We start from the raw sequence: 17,678 nt of genomic DNA, 5'->3' as shown, positions 1-17,678 counted from the left end.
GAATTTATTCACGACGGTGGAGATCGATGTGAGGTACGTCCGCAAGGCGCGGGTCAAGGAAGGTCGTGAATAAACTCCAGTGATCACCTACATCATCAGGCGCCTGTTCGCGGCCGTCCTGCTGCTCTTCATCGTCAGCGCCGCCACGTTCTCGATCTTCTACCTTTTCCCGCGGCTGGTCGGCGGGACGCCGGAGACGCTGGCGACCCGCTACGTCGGACGCGCCGCCACCCCCGAGACGGTCACCCTGATCGCGCACCGGCTGGGCTTCTATGACCCGATCTACGTCCAGTACGGGCGCTGGGTCAAGGGCATCTTCGTCGGTGCCGACTACAGCATCGGTTCGAGTATCGAGCACTGCGCGGCGCCGTGCTTCGGATACTCGTTCATCACCCACCAGCCGGTCTGGCCCGACCTGCTCGACCGCCTGCCGGTGACGCTGTCGCTGGCGATCGGCGCGGCCGTCCTCTGGCTGCTGCTCGGCCTGTCCACCGGCACCATCTCGGCCCTGCGCCGGGGTACGCTGCTGGACCGTGTGGCGATGGGCATCTCGCTGGCCGGTGTCTCCCTGCCGATCTTCTTCACCGGTCTGATCGGCCTCCTGATCTTCAGCTACAAGCTCGGCTGGACCGCGCAGGGCGGCAGCTACACGCCGTTCACCGAGAATCCGGGCGAGTGGTTCTATTCGCTGCTGTTGCCCTGGGTCGTTCTCGCCTTCCAGTTCTCCGCCCAGTACGCCCGCCTCACCCGCGCGGGCATGCTGGAGACGATGAGCGAGGACTACATCCGAACGGCGCGCGCGAAGGGCCTGAAGGAACGCGACGTCGACGTGAAACACGGTCTGCGCGCGGCCCTGACCCCGATCCTGACCATCTTCGGTCTGGACTTCGGTCTGCTGCTCGGTGGCGCCGTGCTGACCGAGACGGTGTTCTCCCTCCCCGGCCTGGGCAAGTACGCGATCGACGCGATCACCAACAACGACCTGCCCAAGGTGCTCGGCGTGACGTTGATGGCGGCGTTCTTCGTCGTCGTGGCGAACCTGGTCGTCGACCTGCTCTATGCGGTCGTCGACCCGAGAGTGAGGGTGGGCTGATGACCGCGGCTAATCAGGGACAGCCGTTCCTCGAGGTCAAGGACCTGAAGATCCACTTCCCGACCGACGACGGTGTGGTGAAGAGCGTCGACGGCCTGAACTTCTCGCTGGAGCGCGGCAAGACGCTGGGCATCGTCGGCGAGTCCGGGTCGGGCAAGTCGGTGACCAGCCTCGGCATCATGGGGCTGTACAACAAGCGCAACTCGAAGATCTCGGGCGAGATCTGGCTGGACGGCACCGAGCTGGTCAGCAGCGGCGAGGACGCGGTCCGCAAGCTGCGCGGCAACCAGATGGCGATGATCTTCCAGGACCCGCTGTCGTCGATGCACCCGTACTACACGGTCGGCAAGCAGATCATGGAGGCGTACCGGGTCCACCACAACGTCTCCAAGGCGGTCGCCCGCAAGCACGCCGTGGAGATGCTGGGCCGGGTCGGCATCCCACAGCCGGATCGCCGGGTGGACGACTACCCGCACCAGTTCTCCGGCGGTATGCGGCAGCGCGCGATGATCGCCATGGCGCTGGTCAACGACCCCGAGCTGCTGATCGCCGACGAGCCGACCACGGCCCTCGACGTGACAGTGCAGGCGCAGATCCTCGACCTGATGCACGACTTGCAGTCGGAGTTCAACTCCGCGCTCATCGTGATCACCCACGACCTGGGCGTGGTGGCCGAGCTGGCCGACGAGGTGCTGGTCATGTACGGCGGCCGGTGCATCGAGTACGCCGATTCCACCACCATCTTCGACCGGCCGGAACACCCGTACACCTGGGGTCTGCTCGGCTCCATGCCCCGCATGGACCGCCCGCAGATGGAGCGGCTGGTGCCGATCCCGGGCCTGCCCCCGTCGCTGATCAACCTGCCCAGCGGCTGTTCGTTCCATCCACGCTGCCAGTTCGAGCCGCGGACCGGCGGGCTCGGCTCGACCACGATGCCGGAGCTGTCCCGGGCCGGCGGCAGCAAGCACCTGGTCCGCTGTCACATCCCGACCGAGGAACGGCAGCGGATCTGGGCCGAAGAAGTGAAGCCGAAGTTGGAGGCGTGATGAGTGACACGAAGGACGCGCTCCTGTCGGTCAAGGGCCTGGAGAAGCACTTCCCGATCACCCAGGGCCTGCTGCGTCGCAAGGTCGGCGCGGTGCGCGCGGTCGACGGCATCGACTTCGAAGTCTTCAAGGGCGAGACGTTGGGCCTGGTCGGCGAGTCCGGCTGCGGCAAGTCGACCACCGGAAGGCTGCTGACCCGGCTGCTCGAGCCGACCGGCGGCTCGATCGAGTTCGACGGCCGGGACATCTCGCACCTGGGTCAGGGCCGGCTGCGGTCGATGCGCCGGGACATGCAGATGATCTTCCAGGACCCGTTCTCGTCGCTGAACCCGCGGCATACGGTCGGCACGATCGTCGGGGCGCCGTTCCGGATCCAGAACGTCAAGACCGAGCACGGCATCAAGCGCGCGGTGCAGGATCTGCTCAAGCTGGTCGGGCTCAACCCGGAGCACTACAACCGCTACCCGCACGAGTTCTCCGGCGGTCAGCGGCAACGCATCGGCATCGCCCGGACGCTGGCGCTGCGGCCCAAGATGATCGTGGCCGACGAGCCGGTCTCCGCGCTCGACGTGTCGATCCAGGCTCAGGTCGTCAACCTGCTCGACGACCTGCAGAACGAGTTCGGCCTGACCTACGTGTTCATCGCGCACGACCTGTCCGTGGTGCGGCACATCTCCGACCGGGTGGCGGTGATGTACCTGGGCAAGGTGGTAGAGATCGCCGACCGGGAGTCGCTGTACAACAACCCGCGGCACCCGTACACGGTGGCTCTGCTCTCCGCGGTGCCGGTGCCCGACCCGCGTCGGCGCGATCGCCTCCAGCGGGAGCGCGTGCTGCTGACCGGTGACGTGCCGAGCCCGATCAACCCGCCGTCCGGCTGCCGCTTCCGCACCCGCTGCTGGAAGGCGCAGGAGATCTGCGCGACCGAGGAGCCGCCGCTGATCCCGCGCCTGGACGACCCCGGCTCGCACCAGACCGCGTGTCACTTCCCGGTCGCGGAGGGCGAGGCCGTCCAGGGACGGAAGCCGGCGCTTACCAGCTGACCTGCGGCGACCGGTAGAAGTCGACGCCGCGTGCGGTCCACTGCGGACCGTACGCGGCCAGCCGGGTCCGGAACGACTCCCAGTCGTGCGTCGCGGCCGGTGACCAGCCGAGCTCGGCGATCGCGGCCAGCCGCGGGAACGCCATGAACTCGATGTCGTCGATGCTGCGCAGCGTTTCCGACCAGAGCGCGGCCTCAACCCCCAAGACCGACGATTCGGGTACGCCGGTCAGATGCGTGCCGGGATCCCAGTCGTACGCGGTCCGCACCTCGATCAGGCCGGCCCAGGTCAGGCCGAGCCGGGTGTTCCGGTCGTACTTCATGTCCAGGTACGCCTTGTTGGCCGGCGACATCACCACCCGCATGCCGTGGGCCACCGCCCCGGCCAGCACCGGGTTGTTGTTCGTGGTGCCCCAGTACTGCGCCACCGACGAGTAGGCGGCGGTGGACTGCGCGATCTCGTTCCAGCCGTACGCCGTCTTGCCGTACTTCGCGACCAGCGGGATCACACGGTCCTGGAACCGGACGTAGTCGGCCGGCGGGGTGGCGTGGGCCTCGTCGCCGCCGATGTGGATGTACGGCCCGGGGGTGATCGCCGCCAGCTCGCGGATCACGTCCTCGACGAACCGGTAGGTGGTCTCCGACGAGATGCACAGCGAGCTGTACCCGACCGCGGTGTCGGTGCGCGGCGGCGGTGCGACCCCGTCGCAGGTCAGCTCCGGGTAGGCGACCTGGGCGGCGTTGACGTGCCCGGGCATGTCGATCTCGGGCACGATGGTCACGAACCGGGCCGCGGCGTAATCGACCAGGTCGGTGTACTGCGCCTTGGTCAGGAAGCCGCCGCCGACGCCGTCCACACCGGTGCCCTCGGCGCCGCCGATCTCGGTGAGCCGGGGCCAGCCGTCGATCTGGATCCGCCAGCCCTGGTCGTCGCTGAGGTGCAGGTGCAGGTAGTTGATCTTCAGGCGGCGAATCTCGTCGATGTACTTCTTGACCTCGTCCGGTGCGTGGAAGTGGCGGGCCAGGTCGAGGTGCGAGCCGCGGTAGGTGAACCGGGGCCGGTCGGCGATCGTGCCGCCGGCGATGGCCCGGCCGTCGCGCAGTTGCAGCAGGGTCTGCGTACCGTCGAAGAGGCCTTCCGGCGTACTCGCCTTGATCTCGACCGCGCTGCGATCGACCGCGATCCGGTAGCCGTCACCGAGCCCGCCGGTGATCTTCAGCGAGATCTTGCGGCCGGCCGGCGCGGCCGACGGGGTCACCGGGATGGTCAGCCCGGTCGCCTCGCGCAGGTCGGCGGCCAGGAGCGAGCCGACCGCGGGCGTGCGGGTCTGGATGACGGTGGTGCGATCCAGGTGGAAATCGGCGCCGGTGGCGACCGCCGACACCGGCGCCGGGATCACGTCGAATGCTGGTTCAGCGGACAAGACGGGCACAGGCGTCGCGATCAACGCGGCGGTCAGGAGGTAAGGCAGGGCCATCCCCGGACGCTACATTGAGGACTGTAAATAAAGCTACTACTCGGGGCGATGCAGCAGTGACACCGTGAGGTCATGGACGACGTCGGCGTCGGCCGCGTCGTGCAACGTCAGCTTGCCGCCGGTCACGTGGTACCACTCGGCGGCGTCCTTGTACTGCACGGTCAGCGTGACATCACTGCCCTTGACCTCGCTGACCAGCGTCACCTCACCGGTGATGACGCCGACCTCGTCGGTCATCACGCCGCCCGGCGCGTTCAGGTCGCTCCGCTTCCCAGCCATCAGCACTCCTTGAGCATGTCGTTCAACGCCTTCTTCTCCGCGGTGGTCACCGAAAGCTTCCAGTAGCTCTTCACGGTGATCCAGTCTTTCGCGTACCCGCACCAGGCGCTGCGCATACTCGGTTTCCAGGTGGAAGGATCCTGATCGCCCTTGCCGCGGTTGGAGGTCGCCGACACGGCCACCAGCTGGGGGCGGTCGAGATCGTTGGCGAAGTCGCCACGCTTGTCGGTGGTCCAGGCCGCGGCGCCCGAGCGCCAGGCATTGGCCAGCGGCACCATGTGGTCGATGTCGACCTGGGTGGGCTTGGTCAGCTTCCGTCCATCGTAGATGCTGGTCCAGCTGCCGCCGACGACGTTGCAGCCGGACAGCTTGACCTTGGTGCCGTCCCGCTTGAGCACCGAATCGCGCACGTCACAGTTTTGGCCGGTGCTCTTCCAGTGCGGGAACTTGGCCCGGCTGTAGTCCTTCATCGAGCCGGCCTTGGCCACCTTGAGCGTGGCCAGCAGCTGCACGGGATCGCCGTGGGTGCCGCCGGCCACACCACCGTCCGCGGTTGGGGTCGGTGCCGGCTTGAGTGGGGCCACTTCGCAGCCGGAGGTCAGGGTCGCTGCCGCGACAAGGGCAAGAAGAGCGAGGGGGGTACGCGTGAGCACCCCTCAAGCCTAGGCGGGTTGTGCCCGTTTCTCGCCCTGGAGCGCGATGTATCCGTTCTGCACCGCGCGCCTTGTCCAACCCGGCAGTGGTAGCCCCGAGCGGTATCGCGGTGGCGGATACCGCTCCTGGCTACTACTCGGGTTTGGGTGGTGGGCCTGGGCGGTATCGCGGTGGCGGATACCGCTCCTGGCTACTACTCGGGTTTGGGTGGTGGGCCTGGGCGGTATCGCGGTGGCGGATACCGCTCCTGGCCACCACTTGGGTTTTGGGTGGTGGAACTAAGCGGTCCCGGGGGTGTGGATGGCGCCCGGGGCTACCGCCGGGGTGGTCAGCGGACGCGGTTGACCGCGCTGGTGACGGCCTTGATCGAGGCGGTGACGATGTTGGCGTCCAGGCCGACGCCCCACACCGTGGTCTCGCCGACCTCGCACTCGACGTACGCCGCGGCCTGGGCGTCTCCGCCGGAGGACAGGGCGTGCTCGTGGTAGTCGTGCACCCGGACCTGGATGCCCAGCGGCTGGAGGGCCTGCACGTACGCGTCGATCGGGCCGTTGCCGACCCCGGTGAGCGTCTTCTCCTCGCCCCGGTCGGTCACCGTGACCTCGATCTCGACCTTGCCGTCCACGGTGGCGGTGGCGTACCGCTGCATCCGGATCCGGGCGAAGTCCTGGTGGTCGGTGAGGTATTCGCCGGCGAAGATGTCGTACATCGCCTGCGGTCCGACCTCGCCGCCCGCGGAGTCGGTGACCCGCTGCACCACGCCGGAGAACTCGATCTGCAGCCGGCGCGGCAGGTCGAACTTGTGCTCCTCCTTCATGATGTACGCCACGCCGCCCTTGCCGGACTGCGAGTTGACCCGGATGACCGCTTCGTATGTGCGACCGACGTCCTTGGGGTCGATCGGCAGGTAGGGAACGCCCCAGGTGAAGTCGTCGACCGGGGTTCCGGCCGCCTTGGCGTCGTTGTTCAGCGCGGCCAGACCCTTGTTGATCGCGTCCTGGTGCGAGCCCGAGAACGCGGTGTAGACCAGGTCACCCACGTACGGGTGGCGCTCGTGCACCGGCAGCTGGTTGCAGTACTCGACGGCCCGCTTGACCTCGTCGATGTCGGAGAAGTCGATCATCGGGTCGACGCCCTGGGAGAACAGGTTGAGGCCCAGCGTCACCAGGTCGACATTGCCGGTGCGCTCGCCGTTGCCGAACAGGCAGCCCTCGACCCGGTCGGCGCCGGCCAGCACACCGAGCTCAGCCGCGGCCACCGCGCAACCGCGGTCGTTGTGCGGGTGCAGGCTGAGCACCACCGACTCGCGGCGGGGCAGGTGGCGGTGCATCCACTCGATCGAGTCGGCGTACACGTTGGGGGTGGCCATCTCGACCGTGGCCGGCAGGTTGATGATCAGCGGCCGGTCGGGGGTCGGGTCGATCACGTCGATGACGGCCGAGCAGACCTCGAGCGCGTAGTCCAGCTCGGTGCCGGTGTACGACTCGGGGCTGTACTCGTAGAAGATCTCGGTGTCCGGGGTGTGGATCTCGGCGTACTTCTGGCACAGCCGCGCGCCCGTGGTCGCGATGTCGGTGATGCCGTCCTTGTCCAGCCCGAACACCACCCGGCGCTGCAGCGTCGAGGTCGAGTTGTAGAAGTGCACGATGGCCCGCTTGGCGCCGCGGATCGACTCGAAGGTGCGGTCGATCAGGTGCTCGCGGCACTGGGTCAGCACCTGGATGGTGACGTCGTCCGGGATCAGGTCTTGCTCGATCAGCTGGCGGACGAAGTCGAAGTCGGTCTGGCTGGCGGCCGGGAAGCCGACCTCGATCTCCTTGTAGCCCATCTGCACGAGCAGCATGAACATCCGCCGCTTGCGCTCGGGGGACATCGGATCGATCAGCGCCTGGTTGCCGTCGCGGAGGTCGACCGCGCACCAGCGGGGCGCCTTCTCGATGCGCTTGGACGGCCACTGCCGATCGGGCAGGTCGACCGCGAACTGCTGGTGGTAGGCCTGGTAGCGCTGGAACGGCATCGCACTCGGACGTTGGCGGGCGATGGCGTCATCGGTAACTGACATGGGATGTGCTCCTGAAGAGGGGAACGGGACCTTGGACGGCCGCGCGCACATCAAACTCCGCGACGAGGTGTCGGCCTAGAAACGGGCCCCGTCGCGGCACGGAAGGAGAAGTGCGTTCCACATGTCGTCGGCAACACTATCAGCCCGGCGGCTGAACGCTAGGGCCAACTGATCCGGACGAGGGAGCCGGCGGCGGGCTCTTCGTCTCGAGCGGCTGGCTGCCGGTGACCGGCCCGGGCAGGTCGATGCGCGGCGGTGCGGCTGCGACGCTGACCAGGGTGAGCGCGCCGAAGTCGACGCGGGCCGCGGTGAGCAGGCCGTCGTCGGCGTAGCAGTAGATGCCGACGTCCACCGGCGGGCTGAGCGAGGCCGAGATGCCGTCGACCGAGTAGCACTTGCCCTGTGCGGCCGCGCCCTGCGTAGCCAGGGGCTGGGCCGCCACCACGGACAGCGGGGCCTGCCGGTCCTGAAAGACGCTCAGCCACTGCCGGAAGATCCGCTCGACCTTGGGGTCGATGTCGCGGGGCAGGCGCTTGTCGGGGTCGGCGACCCGGGCGCAGGACGACGCGATCGGGTTGGTCGCGGACGGCATCGCGCACTGGAAGACGCCGTCGCCGGTCTGCACGATCGACACGTCCGCGGTGCCGCCGAGCGCGCCGCCGGGAATGTCCACCCGCCACGAGCCGTCGGTCGCGACCGTCGCCACCACCGACCGGTTGCCCTGGCCGTCGCCGGGGTCGTAGTCGTAGAGGGCCGAGTAGCGGTGGTCCTGGGCCAGCGCGGCCCGGGCGGCCAGCTCGGTGCGGGCCGGCGAGATGTCGGCCACCACGTTGTCGCTGGGCTCCGGCGCCGGCGGCGCGGCGGGCGCGTCGGTACCGCAGCCCGCTGCCAGAAGGGTCAGCAGGACGACGGGTACGAGGCGTGGACGCACCGAGACATTCTCGCCTCTGTGCCGCACATCGGTCGCGGACCGTTACGGGCGTGTCGCGACCCACCGGCCGGAATCTGGGATCGCCGCTCGGTGCAAATTGCTGGTGCCACTAAGCTGGTCAGGTCCGTTCGCGCACGTGCAGAGAGGAAGTCTGCGGCCGTGGCCCTGGTGGTGCAGAAATACGGCGGTTCATCCGTCGCCACGGCGGAGCGCATCAAGCGGGTGGCGGAACGGATCGTGGCGGCACGCAAGGCCGGCGACGACGTGGTCGTGGTGGTTTCCGCGATGGGCGACACCACCGACGAGCTGATGGACCTGGCCAACCAGGTCAGCCCGTTGCCGCCCGGTCGCGAACTCGACATGCTGCTGACCGCGGGCGAGCGCATCTCGATGGCCCTGCTGGCGATGGCGATCCACAACCTGGGGTACGAAGCCCGGTCGTACACCGGCTCGCAGGCCGGCGTGCTGACGACGTCGGTGCACGGCAAGGCCCGCATCATCGACGTCACGCCCGGCCGCCTGCGGACGGCGCTGGACGAGGGCGCGATCGCGATCGTCGCCGGCTTCCAGGGCGTCTCCCAGGACACCAAGGACATCACCACGCTGGGCCGGGGCGGCTCCGACACGACCGCGGTGGCGCTGGCCGCCGCGCTGCGGGCCGACGTCTGCGAGATCTACACCGACGTGGACGGTGTGTTCACCGCCGACCCGCGGATCGTGCCGAACGCGCGGCACATCAAGGCGATCACGTACGAGGAAATGCTGGAACTCGCCGCCGGCGGGGCGAAGGTGCTGATGCTGCGCTGCGTCGAGTACGCCCGGCGGTTCAGCGTGCCCATCCACGTACGCTCCTCGTACACCCACAAACCCGGCACCATGGTCACCGGATCGATGGAGGACCCTTCCGTGGAACAGGCGTTGATCACCGGGGTCGCCCACGACCGCAGCGAGGCCAAGATCACGATCGTCGGGGTGCCCGACGAACCGGGCGCCGCCGGCCGCATCTTCGAGACGGTCGCCTCGGCCGAGATCAACATCGACATGATCGTGCAGAACGTGTCCACCGAGGGCACCGGCCGCACCGACATCTCGTTCACGCTGCCCAAGGCCGACGGGCCGACGGCGATGGCCGCGCTCAACAAGATCCAGGGCCAGATCAAGTTCAAGAGCCTGCTCTTCGACGACCACGTCGGCAAGGTGTCCCTGATCGGGGCGGGCATGCGCTCGCACCCGGGGGTGGCCGCGTCCTTCTTCGCCTGCATCGGCGCCGCCGGCGTGAACATCGAGATGATCTCCACGTCGGAGATCCGGGTGTCCGTGGTGTGCCGTGACAACGACCTCGACACCGCCGTCCGCGCCGTGCACGAGCAGTTCGAGCTGGGCGGCGACGAGCAGGCCGTCGTCTACGCGGGTACCGGACGTTAGCCCGGCGATGACGCGGCAGCCCACGCTCGCCGTCGTCGGGGCCACCGGCTCCGTCGGGACGGTGATGCGTGAGCTGCTCTCCTCCCGGCGCAACGTGTGGGGCGAGATCCGGCTGCTCGCGTCGGCCCGATCGGCCGGCCGGTCGCTGCGCTGCCGCGGTGAGGACCTCCCGGTGGCCGAGCTGACCGCTGAGGCGTTCGACGGCGTCGACGTGGCCATGTTCGACGTACCCGACGCGGTTTCGCTCGAGTGGGCGCCGATCGCGGTCGAGCGCGGGGCCACCGTGGTCGACAATTCGGCCGCCTTCCGCATGCACCCCGAGGTGCCGCTGGTCGTCCCCGAGGTCAACAAGGAGGCGATGCGCCGCCGCCCGCGGGGGATCATCAGCAACGCCAACTGCACCACGATGGCGATGATCATGGCGATCGCGCCCCTGCACCGCGACTACGGGCTGCGTGAGCTGGTCCTGGCGTCCTACCAGGCGGTCTCCGGCGCCGGCCAGGTCGGCGTCGACGTGCTGCACGACCAGCTGATGAAGGTGGCCGGCGACCGGATGCTCGGCTCCCGCCCGGGCAACGTCCGGCAGGCCGTCGGCGACGACCTGGGCCCGTTCCCGGCCCCGCTGGCCCTCAACGTGGTCCCCTGGTCGGGTGATCTGGCCGCCGACGGCTGGTCGTCGGAGGAGCTGAAGATGCGCAACGAGTCGCGCAAGATCCTCGGCCTGCCGTCGCTCAAGGTCTCCGCCACCTGCGTCCGGGTCCCGGTGGTGACCGGCCACTCGGTCGCGGTGCACGCGGTCTTCGGCTCCGAGCTCACCGCCGAGGACGCCCGCGGGGTGCTGCGCAACGCCCCCGGCGTGATCCTGGTCGACGACCCGGCGGCGGGCGAGTTCCCGATGCCGATCGACGCGGTCGGCACCGATCCGTCCTGGGTCGGCCGCATCCGCCGGGCGATGGACGACCCCCGGGCGCTGGACATGTTCATCACCGGCGACAACATGCGCAAGGGCGCCGCCCTCAACACGGTACAGATCGCCGAGTTGCTGGCCGCGGAGCTGGCCCGGTAGTTCGCTCAGGTGGGTGGGGCGCCGGTCGATCGTTGCGGCCGCATCCCGCGAGCACCTAGGAGCCCCGATGGCCTGCCCGAACTGCGGCGCCGGCGTCCCGGTCGGCACGGCCTGCCCGAGCTGCGGTCACGCCGCCCCGGCGCCGGCCGCCGATCAGTTCGGCACCCCGATGCCGTCCGGCCTGACCGGCTACGCCCCGCCGCCGACGACGGCCCAGCTCTACCCGGCCGCGCCGCCGCCGGCCTTGGCCCCGCCGCCAGCTGACGGCCAGCCCGGCCATGCCCCGCCGCCGGCGTACGCCCCGCCTGGCTACGCGCCGCCGCCGGCGTATGCCCCGCCTGGCTACGCGCCGCCGCCGGCGTATGCCCCGCCTGGCTACGCGCCGCCGCCGGCGTATGCCCAGCCTGGTTATGCGCCGCCGCCGGCGTATGCCCAGCCTGGTTATGCGCCGCCGCCGGCGTACGCCCAGCCCGGCTTCGTGCCGCCGCCCGGTTACGCGCCGCCTTACCCCTTCGTGGCGCCGGTCCAGAAAGCGGGCGTCGCCCTCAGCATCGCCGCGATCGTGATGGGCCTGATCGCGCTGCTGGTCTGCCCACCCGTGTTCGGCGTCGGTGCCGTCACCCTGGCCCTGGTCGGACGCAGCCGCGGCGAGACCCTCTGGCTCGCCGGCCTGATCGTCGGCGTCACCGGCGCGGTCGTCGGAATGGTGGTCGGCGCCCTGATGTCCTTCGGGTAGGCCGCGCCGGCCGCCGAACGCGTAGGCGGCGCCGGCCGCCGAATCAGATCGCCGCGTCCAGCGTCGCCCGGTTGAGCAGGGCACGGAGCTTGATGCCGTGCTCGGCCAGCGTTTCGGCGCCGCCCTCCTGCCGGTCGATCACGCACAGGGCGTGATCCACGTGTGCGCCGAGTTTCCGCAGCTCGCCGGTCGAGATGACGACCTGGCCGCCGGAGGTCACCACGTCCTCGACCACCAGCACCCGCCGACCGGCCACCTCGGCGCCCTCGGACAGTCGCGCCGTGCCGTACTGCTTGGCCTGCTTGCGTACGAACGCGCAGGGCAGACCGGCGTGCCGGCCGACCGCGGTGACCACCGCGATGCCGCCCATCTCCAGGCCGGCCAGCACCTCGGTGCCCTCGGGGATCAGCGCGGCCATCTGCTCGGCCAGCTGGTCGAGCAGCACCGGATCGGCCTCGAATTGGTACTTGTCGAAGTATTCGGTCGCCGTGCGGCCACTGCGCAGCGTGAACGTGCCGGAGAGCCGGGCGACGCTGTTCACCTGCCGGGCCAGGTCGGAGTCAGTCACAAGAGGACAGCCTGTCAGGCGGGCCCCGGTGGGCTCACGGCACCCCGCCCGCAACGCCTCAGCAACCGTTCGAACCTGCCGATCAGACGATCATGCAGACACCGCACCGCTGGTTCGGCGCCGGGCACAGCACGGCCGCGGACAGCGCCAAGGCGGGCGCCGAGGCGGCCACTTCGGCGATCGGTGGGCGTACCCCGGCGGTGGTCTTCGTCTTTGCCTCGCACCAGCATGACCTGCCCGCGCTGCTGATGGCCGTCCGCGCCGAGGCTGGGCCGCACGCGCTGGTGGTCGGCGCCTCCACGCTGGGTGAGCTGGCCAACGACGGCGCGAGCGCGGGTGGGGTGTCGGTGGGCGCGCTGGGCGGTGAGGGTTTCACCGTACGCGCGAAGGTCGCCCATATCAGCGACGCCGGCCACCGCCAGGCCGGTGCCGAGGCGGCCGAGGCCATGGCCGGTGTCACCAGCCCGCACAGCGTGCTCGTCCTGCTCGCCGACGGGCTCTCCGGCGATCCGCACGAGGTCGTCCGCGGCGCCTACTCGATCCTCGGGGCGGCGGTGCCACTGGTCGGGGGCTTCGCCGGCGGCGGATCGGACCGGTCGAAAACGTTCCAGTTCATCGGCGACACCGTCTTCACCGACGCGGTGGTGGGCATCGCGCTGGGCTCGGACGCCCCGATCGGCATCGGCATCGCCCACGGCTGGCACCGGCTCGACCCGCCGATGATCGTCACCCGCAGCCGGGGCGGCCGGATCTACGAGCTCGACGACGAACCGGCGCTCGACGTGTTGCTGCGCCGCAACGACATGGTCGGCCGGCCCGCCGCCGAGCTGTTCCACGACGTGCACGCGCTGCAGGCGATCGGCCTGTCCCGGCGCAACGGGGAGGACATCCGGGTGATCCACGACGGCGACGACGTCGAACGGTCCATCCTGGGGATGTCCGATGTTCCCCAGGGTGCACTGTGCTGGCTGATGGCGGCCGACCACGAGGCGCTGATCCAGGGCGCGGTCGACTCGTGCCTGGACGCGCTGGACGGGCTGGACGGGAAGGTGCCGCTGGGCGTGCTCGCCTTCGACTGCGGCGCGCGGCGCGGCCGGCTCGGACCCGACGGGATGCGGGAGGAGATGGCCGCGATGCGCTCCGCGCTGGGCAGCACGCCGTACGCCGGCTTCTATACATCCGGGGAGATCGCGCGGGTACGCGGCGCGCTCGGCACCCACCACCTGACCCTCGTCACCCTGGCCCTGGCCTGACATGCCGAACTGGTCGACTCTCCAGCTCACCGAGTACTTCTCGGCAGTCAACGCGGCCGCCGACGAGGAGACCGCCGTCGCGGCCGCCGTCGAGCGGGCCGCCGAGATGGTCGAGGCCGAGGTGGCCGCCGTGGTGCTGGCCGACGAGGTCCGTGGCGCCTGGGGCTTCGGCGCCGACGTGCCGGTGACCGGGCTGCTCCGCGCCGACCGGCGGCTCGGCGTGCCCGGGCTCGGCGCCCTGCACACCTGCTACACCGCGCTGGCCGGGGATCGGAAGCACGGCGCACTGATGGTCGGCCGGGTCGCCGACGAGTTCAGCCCCGAGGAACGGCACGTGCTGCAGGGCCTGGCCCAGGTGCTCGGCCTGGCCCTGCGCAGCATCCGGGCGCTGTCCGACGAGCGCAACCTGCGGGCCGACTCAGAACGGGTGGCGCAGAGCGCGCGAACCAAGCAGATGCTGGTCGAGACCCTGCTGACGATCCAGCGGAACATCTCCAACCGGCGGCCGCTGCCGGAGATCCTGGACGCGGTCACCAGTGGCGCGGCCGCCCTGCTGGGGGCCGACTCGGTGGCGTTGATGCTGGCCGAGGAGGGCCGGGCCCGGCGGCTGACGGTGGCGTCCACGGCCGGTACGCCGGAGGCGTCCACCCATCACGCCGAGGCCCGCGAGGCGATGGCCGGTGGCCAGGTGCTGATCCGCCCGCTCGCCCAGGACGCCGTGATCGCCGCTCCGGTGCAGGTGACCGGCGAGATGGCGGGCAGCCTGGTGGCCCGGCTGCCCGGACCGGCCGACCGGCACGGCGAGCACCGCGACCAGCTGGCCGCGTTCGCGCAGCAGGTGAGCCTGGCGATGGCCGACGCCCGTACCGTCGAAGCCGTGCCCGAAGCGCACCACGACCCGGTGACCGGCCTGCCCAACCGCGGCCTGTTCCTGAAGATCTTCAACCGGGTGCTGGCCTCCCGCGACGTGTCGACCGACCCGACCAGCGTGCTCTTCATCGACCTGGACCGGTTCAAGGCGGTCAACGACAGCCTGGGCCACGAGGCCGGCGACCAGCTGCTGGCCGCCGTGGCCGGCCGGATCCGCGGCTGCGTGCGGGCCAGCGACACGACCGCCCGGCTCGGCGGCGACGAGTTCGCGGTGCTGCTGCACGATTCGCCGATGGAGGCCGCGACCGGCGTCGCCGAGCGGATCATCAACGCCGTCAAGGACCCGTTCCGGCTGGCCGGCCGGGACATCTTCATCGGCGCGAGCGTCGGCGTGGCCATCTCGCGGGAGACCTCCGAGCACTCGGACGTGCTGCTGAACAACGCCGACGTGGCGATGTACCGGGCCAAGAAGGAGGGCCCGGGCAAGGTCGTGGTGTACGAGCCGTACATGCACACCGAGGCCCTGAACTACCTCAGCCTGCGCGGCGACCTGCAGAAGGCGCTGGACGCCGGCGAGTTCGCGCTGCAGTACCAGCCGCTGATCCGGCTGGCCACCGGCGAGGTGGCCGGTGTCGAGGCGCTGATCCGCTGGCACAGCCCCGGCCGTGGCCTGGTCAGCCCGGTCGACTTCATCCCGATCGCCGAAGAGTCGGGCCTGATCGTGGAGATCGGCCGGTGGGTGCTGGAAACGGCGGCCGCGCAGGTCGCGAGGTGGCGCCGAACCTTCCCCGACCTGACGCTGAACGTGAACGTCTCCGGCCACCAACTGGTCTACCCGAGGTTCGCCGACGACGTGATGCGCGCGCTGGCCATGGCCGGCCTGCCGTCCAGCGCGGTCACGCTCGAATTGACCGAGTCGGTGCTGATGAGTGAGCCCGATCTGGCCCGGTCCGGGCTGCTGGCGCTGCGTACGCTCGGCGTCCAGCTCTCGATCGACGATTTCGGCACCGGGTATTCCTCTCTGGCGTACCTGCGCGAACTGCCGGTCGACGAACTCAAGGTGGACCGTGCTTTCATCGCCCGGGCCGAACTCACCGGCGAGGACCTGGCTCTGGTGCGGACCATCGTCCAGCTCGGCCAGATCCTGGGTCTGCGGGTGGTGGCCGAGGGCATCGAGAACGCCGCCCAGCTGGATGCGCTGCGCGCGCTGGGCTGCGCGTACGGCCAGGGCTATCACCTCTGCCGCCCCGCCGACGCGTCCGACCTACCACCGTTCCTGGAGAGCACGAGCCTCAGTCACCCGAACGCGTCACTGATCGCATAGTTACGGTCCGTTCTGTCGGGTTTCGAGTATTTTGCGACTCAATGGGAGTCCAACACTCTCGAGAGGACGGACCGTGACACCCTTCGCTCTGCTGTTCCTCCTGGCCCTCGCCGGATCCTCCTGCTTCGCCCTGGGCCGTGCCCTGGGCCGTGGCGAACGCTACGAGCGGGGCTACCGGGCCGGCTTCCGTGACGGCGAGACCGGTTCCCTGGCCCGGGCGGCCCGGCTGATCTCGCTCAACGAGCGCCCGGGGATCGCTCCGGCGGTGGAGTCGATGCTGGTCCCGGCCTATGCGGTGCCCCCGCCACGGGCGGCGGCGCCGGCGGTGACCGGGGTTCCGGCGCGTCCGCAGCTCGCGCTCTAGAGGTTCGTCGAGAGGGGTACGGCCGCCGCCCGGCCGTACCCCTCTCGGCCCCTCTTCCGTGTTGAAGTCCGCGTGTAACGCATTGAGCCAACCCGATGTCTCCGGCGGAGTCAACTACTGTAAGGAAACTTCAAGAAATAAAGAAAGCTCCCGATTTGCCCCCACAACCGGGCGCCGATGGGAGACGGTGGACCCGAGATGCCCACACTGGCCCTGATTCCCGACGTACAGCTCTCCGAACCGGCGTTCAACGCCCGCCATCGGGTGCTGCGGGTCCTGCTCTGGGCCCACGTGCCGGTCATCCTCGTCATCGGCTACTTCACCGGGCAGCTCAGCCCCGGCCACCACGCGCCGCTCCTACTCGCCGTCCTCGGCGGCGTCATGATCTGCGGCGTCACCACCGGCCTGGCCAAGTCACAGCGCGGACGGGCCATCGCCACCAGCGTCGGCTTCCTGCTCGCGGCCGACGCCCTCGTCCACGCCGGCGGCGGGCAGATCGACCTGCACTTCCACTTCTTCGTGGTGATCGCCCTGATCGGCCTCTACCAGGACTGGCTGGCCTTCGCCCTGGCCGTCCTCCTGGTCGCCGGACACCACTTCGGCATCGGCCTGCTCGCCCCCGGCCTCGTCTACGGCGAGCACAGCGGGCACAGCGCCGGCGCCGTCTTCGGCCGGGCCCTGCTGCACGCCGCATTCGTGCTGGCCATGTCGGCCGCCCAGATCACCTACTGGCACTTCGACGCCGCCGTCCGCCGCGAGAACGAGAACCGCCAGGCCCAGCTGGCCGAACAGAGCGCGGCCCAGCTGCGCGAGGCCGCCGACGACGCCAACCGGCGCGAGGAGGCGGCCCGGGCCGAAGCGCAGGCCCAGCTCGAACGGTCCGAACAGATGGCGGTACGCCTGGAGGACGTGCTCCAACGCACCAGCGCCACCGGCGCCCGCCTCCGCACCGACGCCGACGAGGCCCTGAGCGGCTTCGAATCGGCCCTGTCGGACGTCACCCGCACCGTGACACACGCCAGCGACCAGGTCACCACCACCCTCGGCGACGCCGACGCAGCGCTCAAGAGCCTGGAGGAATTGCGTACGTCGGTAGCCGACATCGCCACCATCGCCAACCTCATCCAGGCCGTCGCCGACCAGACCAACCTCCTGGCCCTGAACGCCACCATCGAGGCCGCCCGGGCCGGCGAGGTCGGCAAGGGCTTCGCCGTCGTCGCCGGCGAGGTCAAACAACTGGCTGGCCAGACCGCCACCGCAACCGCCCGCATCGAAGCCACGGTGACCGAGGTGACCTCGGGCGCGGCCGCCCTGGGCACCGCGGTGAGCGGCATGACCAGCCGCCTGGGCGCGGTGGCCGACGCGCAGCGTTTGGCCGCGTCGGTGATGAACGAGCAGGTGGCGATGGCCGCACAGACCCGGGACCTGGTCACCAGCGTCGCCGACGAGGTCGCCCGGGCGTCGGAGATCTCCGCCCGCTGACCCGG

Annotated in this window: 16 protein-coding genes; 10 read left to right on the top strand and 6 right to left on the bottom strand. The window is 70.0% G+C overall.

Going from position 1 to position 17,678, the window contains the following annotated elements; all coding sequences use genetic code 11:
* The first annotated feature begins 79 nt into the window (after nt 1-79).
* Genes ACGFIO_RS17745 through ACGFIO_RS17735 form a run of 3 tightly spaced genes read left to right on the top strand, consistent with a single transcriptional unit; the run spans nt 80 to nt 3,182 of the window.
* Nucleotides 80-1,093 (top strand): ABC transporter permease, encoded by a 1,014-nt coding sequence (locus ACGFIO_RS17745; protein ID WP_392827320.1) that lies wholly within the window; start codon nt 80-82, stop codon nt 1,091-1,093.
* Nucleotides 1,093-2,139, top strand: coding sequence for an ABC transporter ATP-binding protein (locus ACGFIO_RS17740; protein ID WP_392827319.1), 1,047 nt, complete (start codon nt 1,093-1,095; stop codon nt 2,137-2,139). Before ACGFIO_RS17745 ends, ACGFIO_RS17740 begins: the two co-directional genes overlap by 1 nt.
* Nucleotides 2,139-3,182, top strand: a complete 1,044-nt coding sequence (locus tag ACGFIO_RS17735) for an ABC transporter ATP-binding protein (protein WP_392827318.1) — start codon at nt 2,139-2,141, stop codon at nt 3,180-3,182. The genes ACGFIO_RS17740 and ACGFIO_RS17735 overlap by 1 nt, the downstream gene beginning before the upstream one ends.
* Here the strand turns inward: ACGFIO_RS17735 and ACGFIO_RS17730 are convergent.
* The 5 genes from ACGFIO_RS17730 to ACGFIO_RS17710 form a co-directional block, all read right to left on the bottom strand.
* Entirely contained in the window at nt 3,172-4,659 is a 1,488-nt protein-coding gene (locus ACGFIO_RS17730) for a family 20 glycosylhydrolase (protein ID WP_392827317.1), read from the bottom strand. The genes ACGFIO_RS17735 and ACGFIO_RS17730 overlap by 11 nt on opposite strands.
* 36 nt (nt 4,660-4,695) lie before the next feature.
* Complete coding sequence (locus ACGFIO_RS17725; protein WP_392827316.1) at nt 4,696-4,938, bottom strand: hypothetical protein; 243 nt, start codon at nt 4,936-4,938, stop codon at nt 4,696-4,698.
* Nucleotides 4,938-5,591, bottom strand: coding sequence for an HNH endonuclease family protein (locus ACGFIO_RS17720; RefSeq protein WP_392827315.1), 654 nt, complete (start codon nt 5,589-5,591; stop codon nt 4,938-4,940). Before ACGFIO_RS17720 ends, ACGFIO_RS17725 begins: the two co-directional genes overlap by 1 nt.
* A 329-nt stretch (nt 5,592-5,920) precedes the next feature.
* Nucleotides 5,921-7,654, bottom strand: a complete 1,734-nt coding sequence (gene leuA, locus ACGFIO_RS17715) for a 2-isopropylmalate synthase (RefSeq protein WP_392827314.1) — start codon at nt 7,652-7,654, stop codon at nt 5,921-5,923.
* Nucleotides 7,655-7,793: 139 nt separating this feature from the next.
* On the bottom strand, nt 7,794-8,585 hold the full coding sequence (locus tag ACGFIO_RS17710; protein ID WP_392827313.1) for a hypothetical protein: 792 nt from the start codon (nt 8,583-8,585) through the stop codon (nt 7,794-7,796).
* Nucleotides 8,586-8,744: 159 nt separating this feature from the next.
* On the opposite strand from ACGFIO_RS17710, the gene ACGFIO_RS17705 reads away from it, so the two are divergent.
* The 3 genes from ACGFIO_RS17705 to ACGFIO_RS17695 all read left to right on the top strand — a co-directional run bounded on the left by ACGFIO_RS17705 (nt 8,745) and on the right by ACGFIO_RS17695 (nt 11,812).
* Nucleotides 8,745-10,010 carry an aspartate kinase gene (locus ACGFIO_RS17705; protein WP_392827312.1) on the top strand — a complete coding sequence of 422 codons (1,266 nt, stop codon included), beginning with the start codon at nt 8,745-8,747 and terminating at the stop codon, nt 10,008-10,010.
* Between the two features lie 7 nt (nt 10,011-10,017).
* On the top strand, nt 10,018-11,076 hold the full coding sequence (locus ACGFIO_RS17700) for an aspartate-semialdehyde dehydrogenase (protein WP_392827311.1): 1,059 nt from the start codon (nt 10,018-10,020) through the stop codon (nt 11,074-11,076).
* Between the two features lie 67 nt (nt 11,077-11,143).
* Nucleotides 11,144-11,812, top strand: coding sequence for a hypothetical protein (locus tag ACGFIO_RS17695; protein WP_392827310.1), 669 nt, complete (start codon nt 11,144-11,146; stop codon nt 11,810-11,812).
* A 43-nt stretch (nt 11,813-11,855) separates the two neighbouring features.
* Here the strand turns inward: ACGFIO_RS17695 and pyrE are convergent, their stop codons facing one another.
* Entirely contained in the window at nt 11,856-12,380 is a 525-nt protein-coding gene (gene pyrE / locus ACGFIO_RS17690; RefSeq protein WP_392827309.1) for an orotate phosphoribosyltransferase, read from the bottom strand.
* A gap of 92 nt (nt 12,381-12,472) precedes the next feature.
* Here pyrE and ACGFIO_RS17685 point away from each other — a divergent pair, with 92 nt between their 5' ends.
* The 4 genes from ACGFIO_RS17685 to ACGFIO_RS17670 all read left to right on the top strand — a co-directional run bounded on the left by ACGFIO_RS17685 (nt 12,473) and on the right by ACGFIO_RS17670 (nt 17,673).
* Nucleotides 12,473-13,633, top strand: coding sequence for an FIST signal transduction protein (locus ACGFIO_RS17685; RefSeq protein WP_392827308.1), 1,161 nt, complete (start codon nt 12,473-12,475; stop codon nt 13,631-13,633).
* A gap of 1 nt (nt 13,634) precedes the next feature.
* On the top strand, nt 13,635-15,827 hold the full coding sequence (locus ACGFIO_RS17680) for a putative bifunctional diguanylate cyclase/phosphodiesterase (RefSeq protein WP_392827307.1): 2,193 nt from the start codon (nt 13,635-13,637) through the stop codon (nt 15,825-15,827).
* Between the two features lie 73 nt (nt 15,828-15,900).
* The gene (locus tag ACGFIO_RS17675) at nt 15,901-16,191 is read left to right on the top strand and encodes a hypothetical protein (RefSeq protein WP_392827306.1); all 291 of its coding nucleotides are present in this window, start codon (nt 15,901-15,903) and stop codon (nt 16,189-16,191) included.
* Nucleotides 16,192-16,389: 198 nt separating this feature from the next.
* A complete protein-coding gene (locus ACGFIO_RS17670; protein ID WP_392827305.1) occupies nt 16,390-17,673 on the top strand; it encodes a methyl-accepting chemotaxis protein in 1,284 nt (427 codons plus the stop codon).
* The last annotated feature ends 5 nt before the right edge of the window (nt 17,674-17,678 follow it).

The sequence above is a fragment of the Actinoplanes sp. NPDC049265 genome (genome assembly GCF_043197135.1).
Taxonomy (GTDB): domain Bacteria; phylum Actinomycetota; class Actinomycetes; order Mycobacteriales; family Micromonosporaceae; genus Actinoplanes.
Note: the sequence above shows the minus strand (reverse complement) of the source record. Positions and strands in the feature narration are given on the sequence as shown.

Excerpts from the sequence above, each read along its gene's own strand:
- ACGFIO_RS17740 (WP_392827319.1), top strand. The coding sequence starts at position 1,093 with ATGACCGCGGCTAATCAGGGACAGCCGTTCCTCGAGGTCAAGGACCTG.
- ACGFIO_RS17735 (WP_392827318.1), top strand. The coding sequence starts at position 2,139 with ATGAGTGACACGAAGGACGCGCTCCTGTCGGTCAAGGGCCTGGAGAAG.
- ACGFIO_RS17730 (WP_392827317.1), bottom strand. The coding sequence starts at position 4,659 with ATGGCCCTGCCTTACCTCCTGACCGCCGCGTTGATCGCGACGCCTGTG.
- ACGFIO_RS17725 (WP_392827316.1), bottom strand. The coding sequence starts at position 4,938 with ATGGCTGGGAAGCGGAGCGACCTGAACGCGCCGGGCGGCGTGATGACC.
- leuA (WP_392827314.1), bottom strand. The coding sequence starts at position 7,654 with ATGTCAGTTACCGATGACGCCATCGCCCGCCAACGTCCGAGTGCGATG.
- ACGFIO_RS17700 (WP_392827311.1), top strand. The coding sequence starts at position 10,018 with ATGACGCGGCAGCCCACGCTCGCCGTCGTCGGGGCCACCGGCTCCGTC.
- ACGFIO_RS17695 (WP_392827310.1), top strand. The coding sequence starts at position 11,144 with ATGGCCTGCCCGAACTGCGGCGCCGGCGTCCCGGTCGGCACGGCCTGC.
- ACGFIO_RS17685 (WP_392827308.1), top strand. The coding sequence starts at position 12,473 with ATGCAGACACCGCACCGCTGGTTCGGCGCCGGGCACAGCACGGCCGCG.
- ACGFIO_RS17680 (WP_392827307.1), top strand. The coding sequence starts at position 13,635 with ATGCCGAACTGGTCGACTCTCCAGCTCACCGAGTACTTCTCGGCAGTC.
- ACGFIO_RS17670 (WP_392827305.1), top strand. The coding sequence starts at position 16,390 with ATGCCCACACTGGCCCTGATTCCCGACGTACAGCTCTCCGAACCGGCG.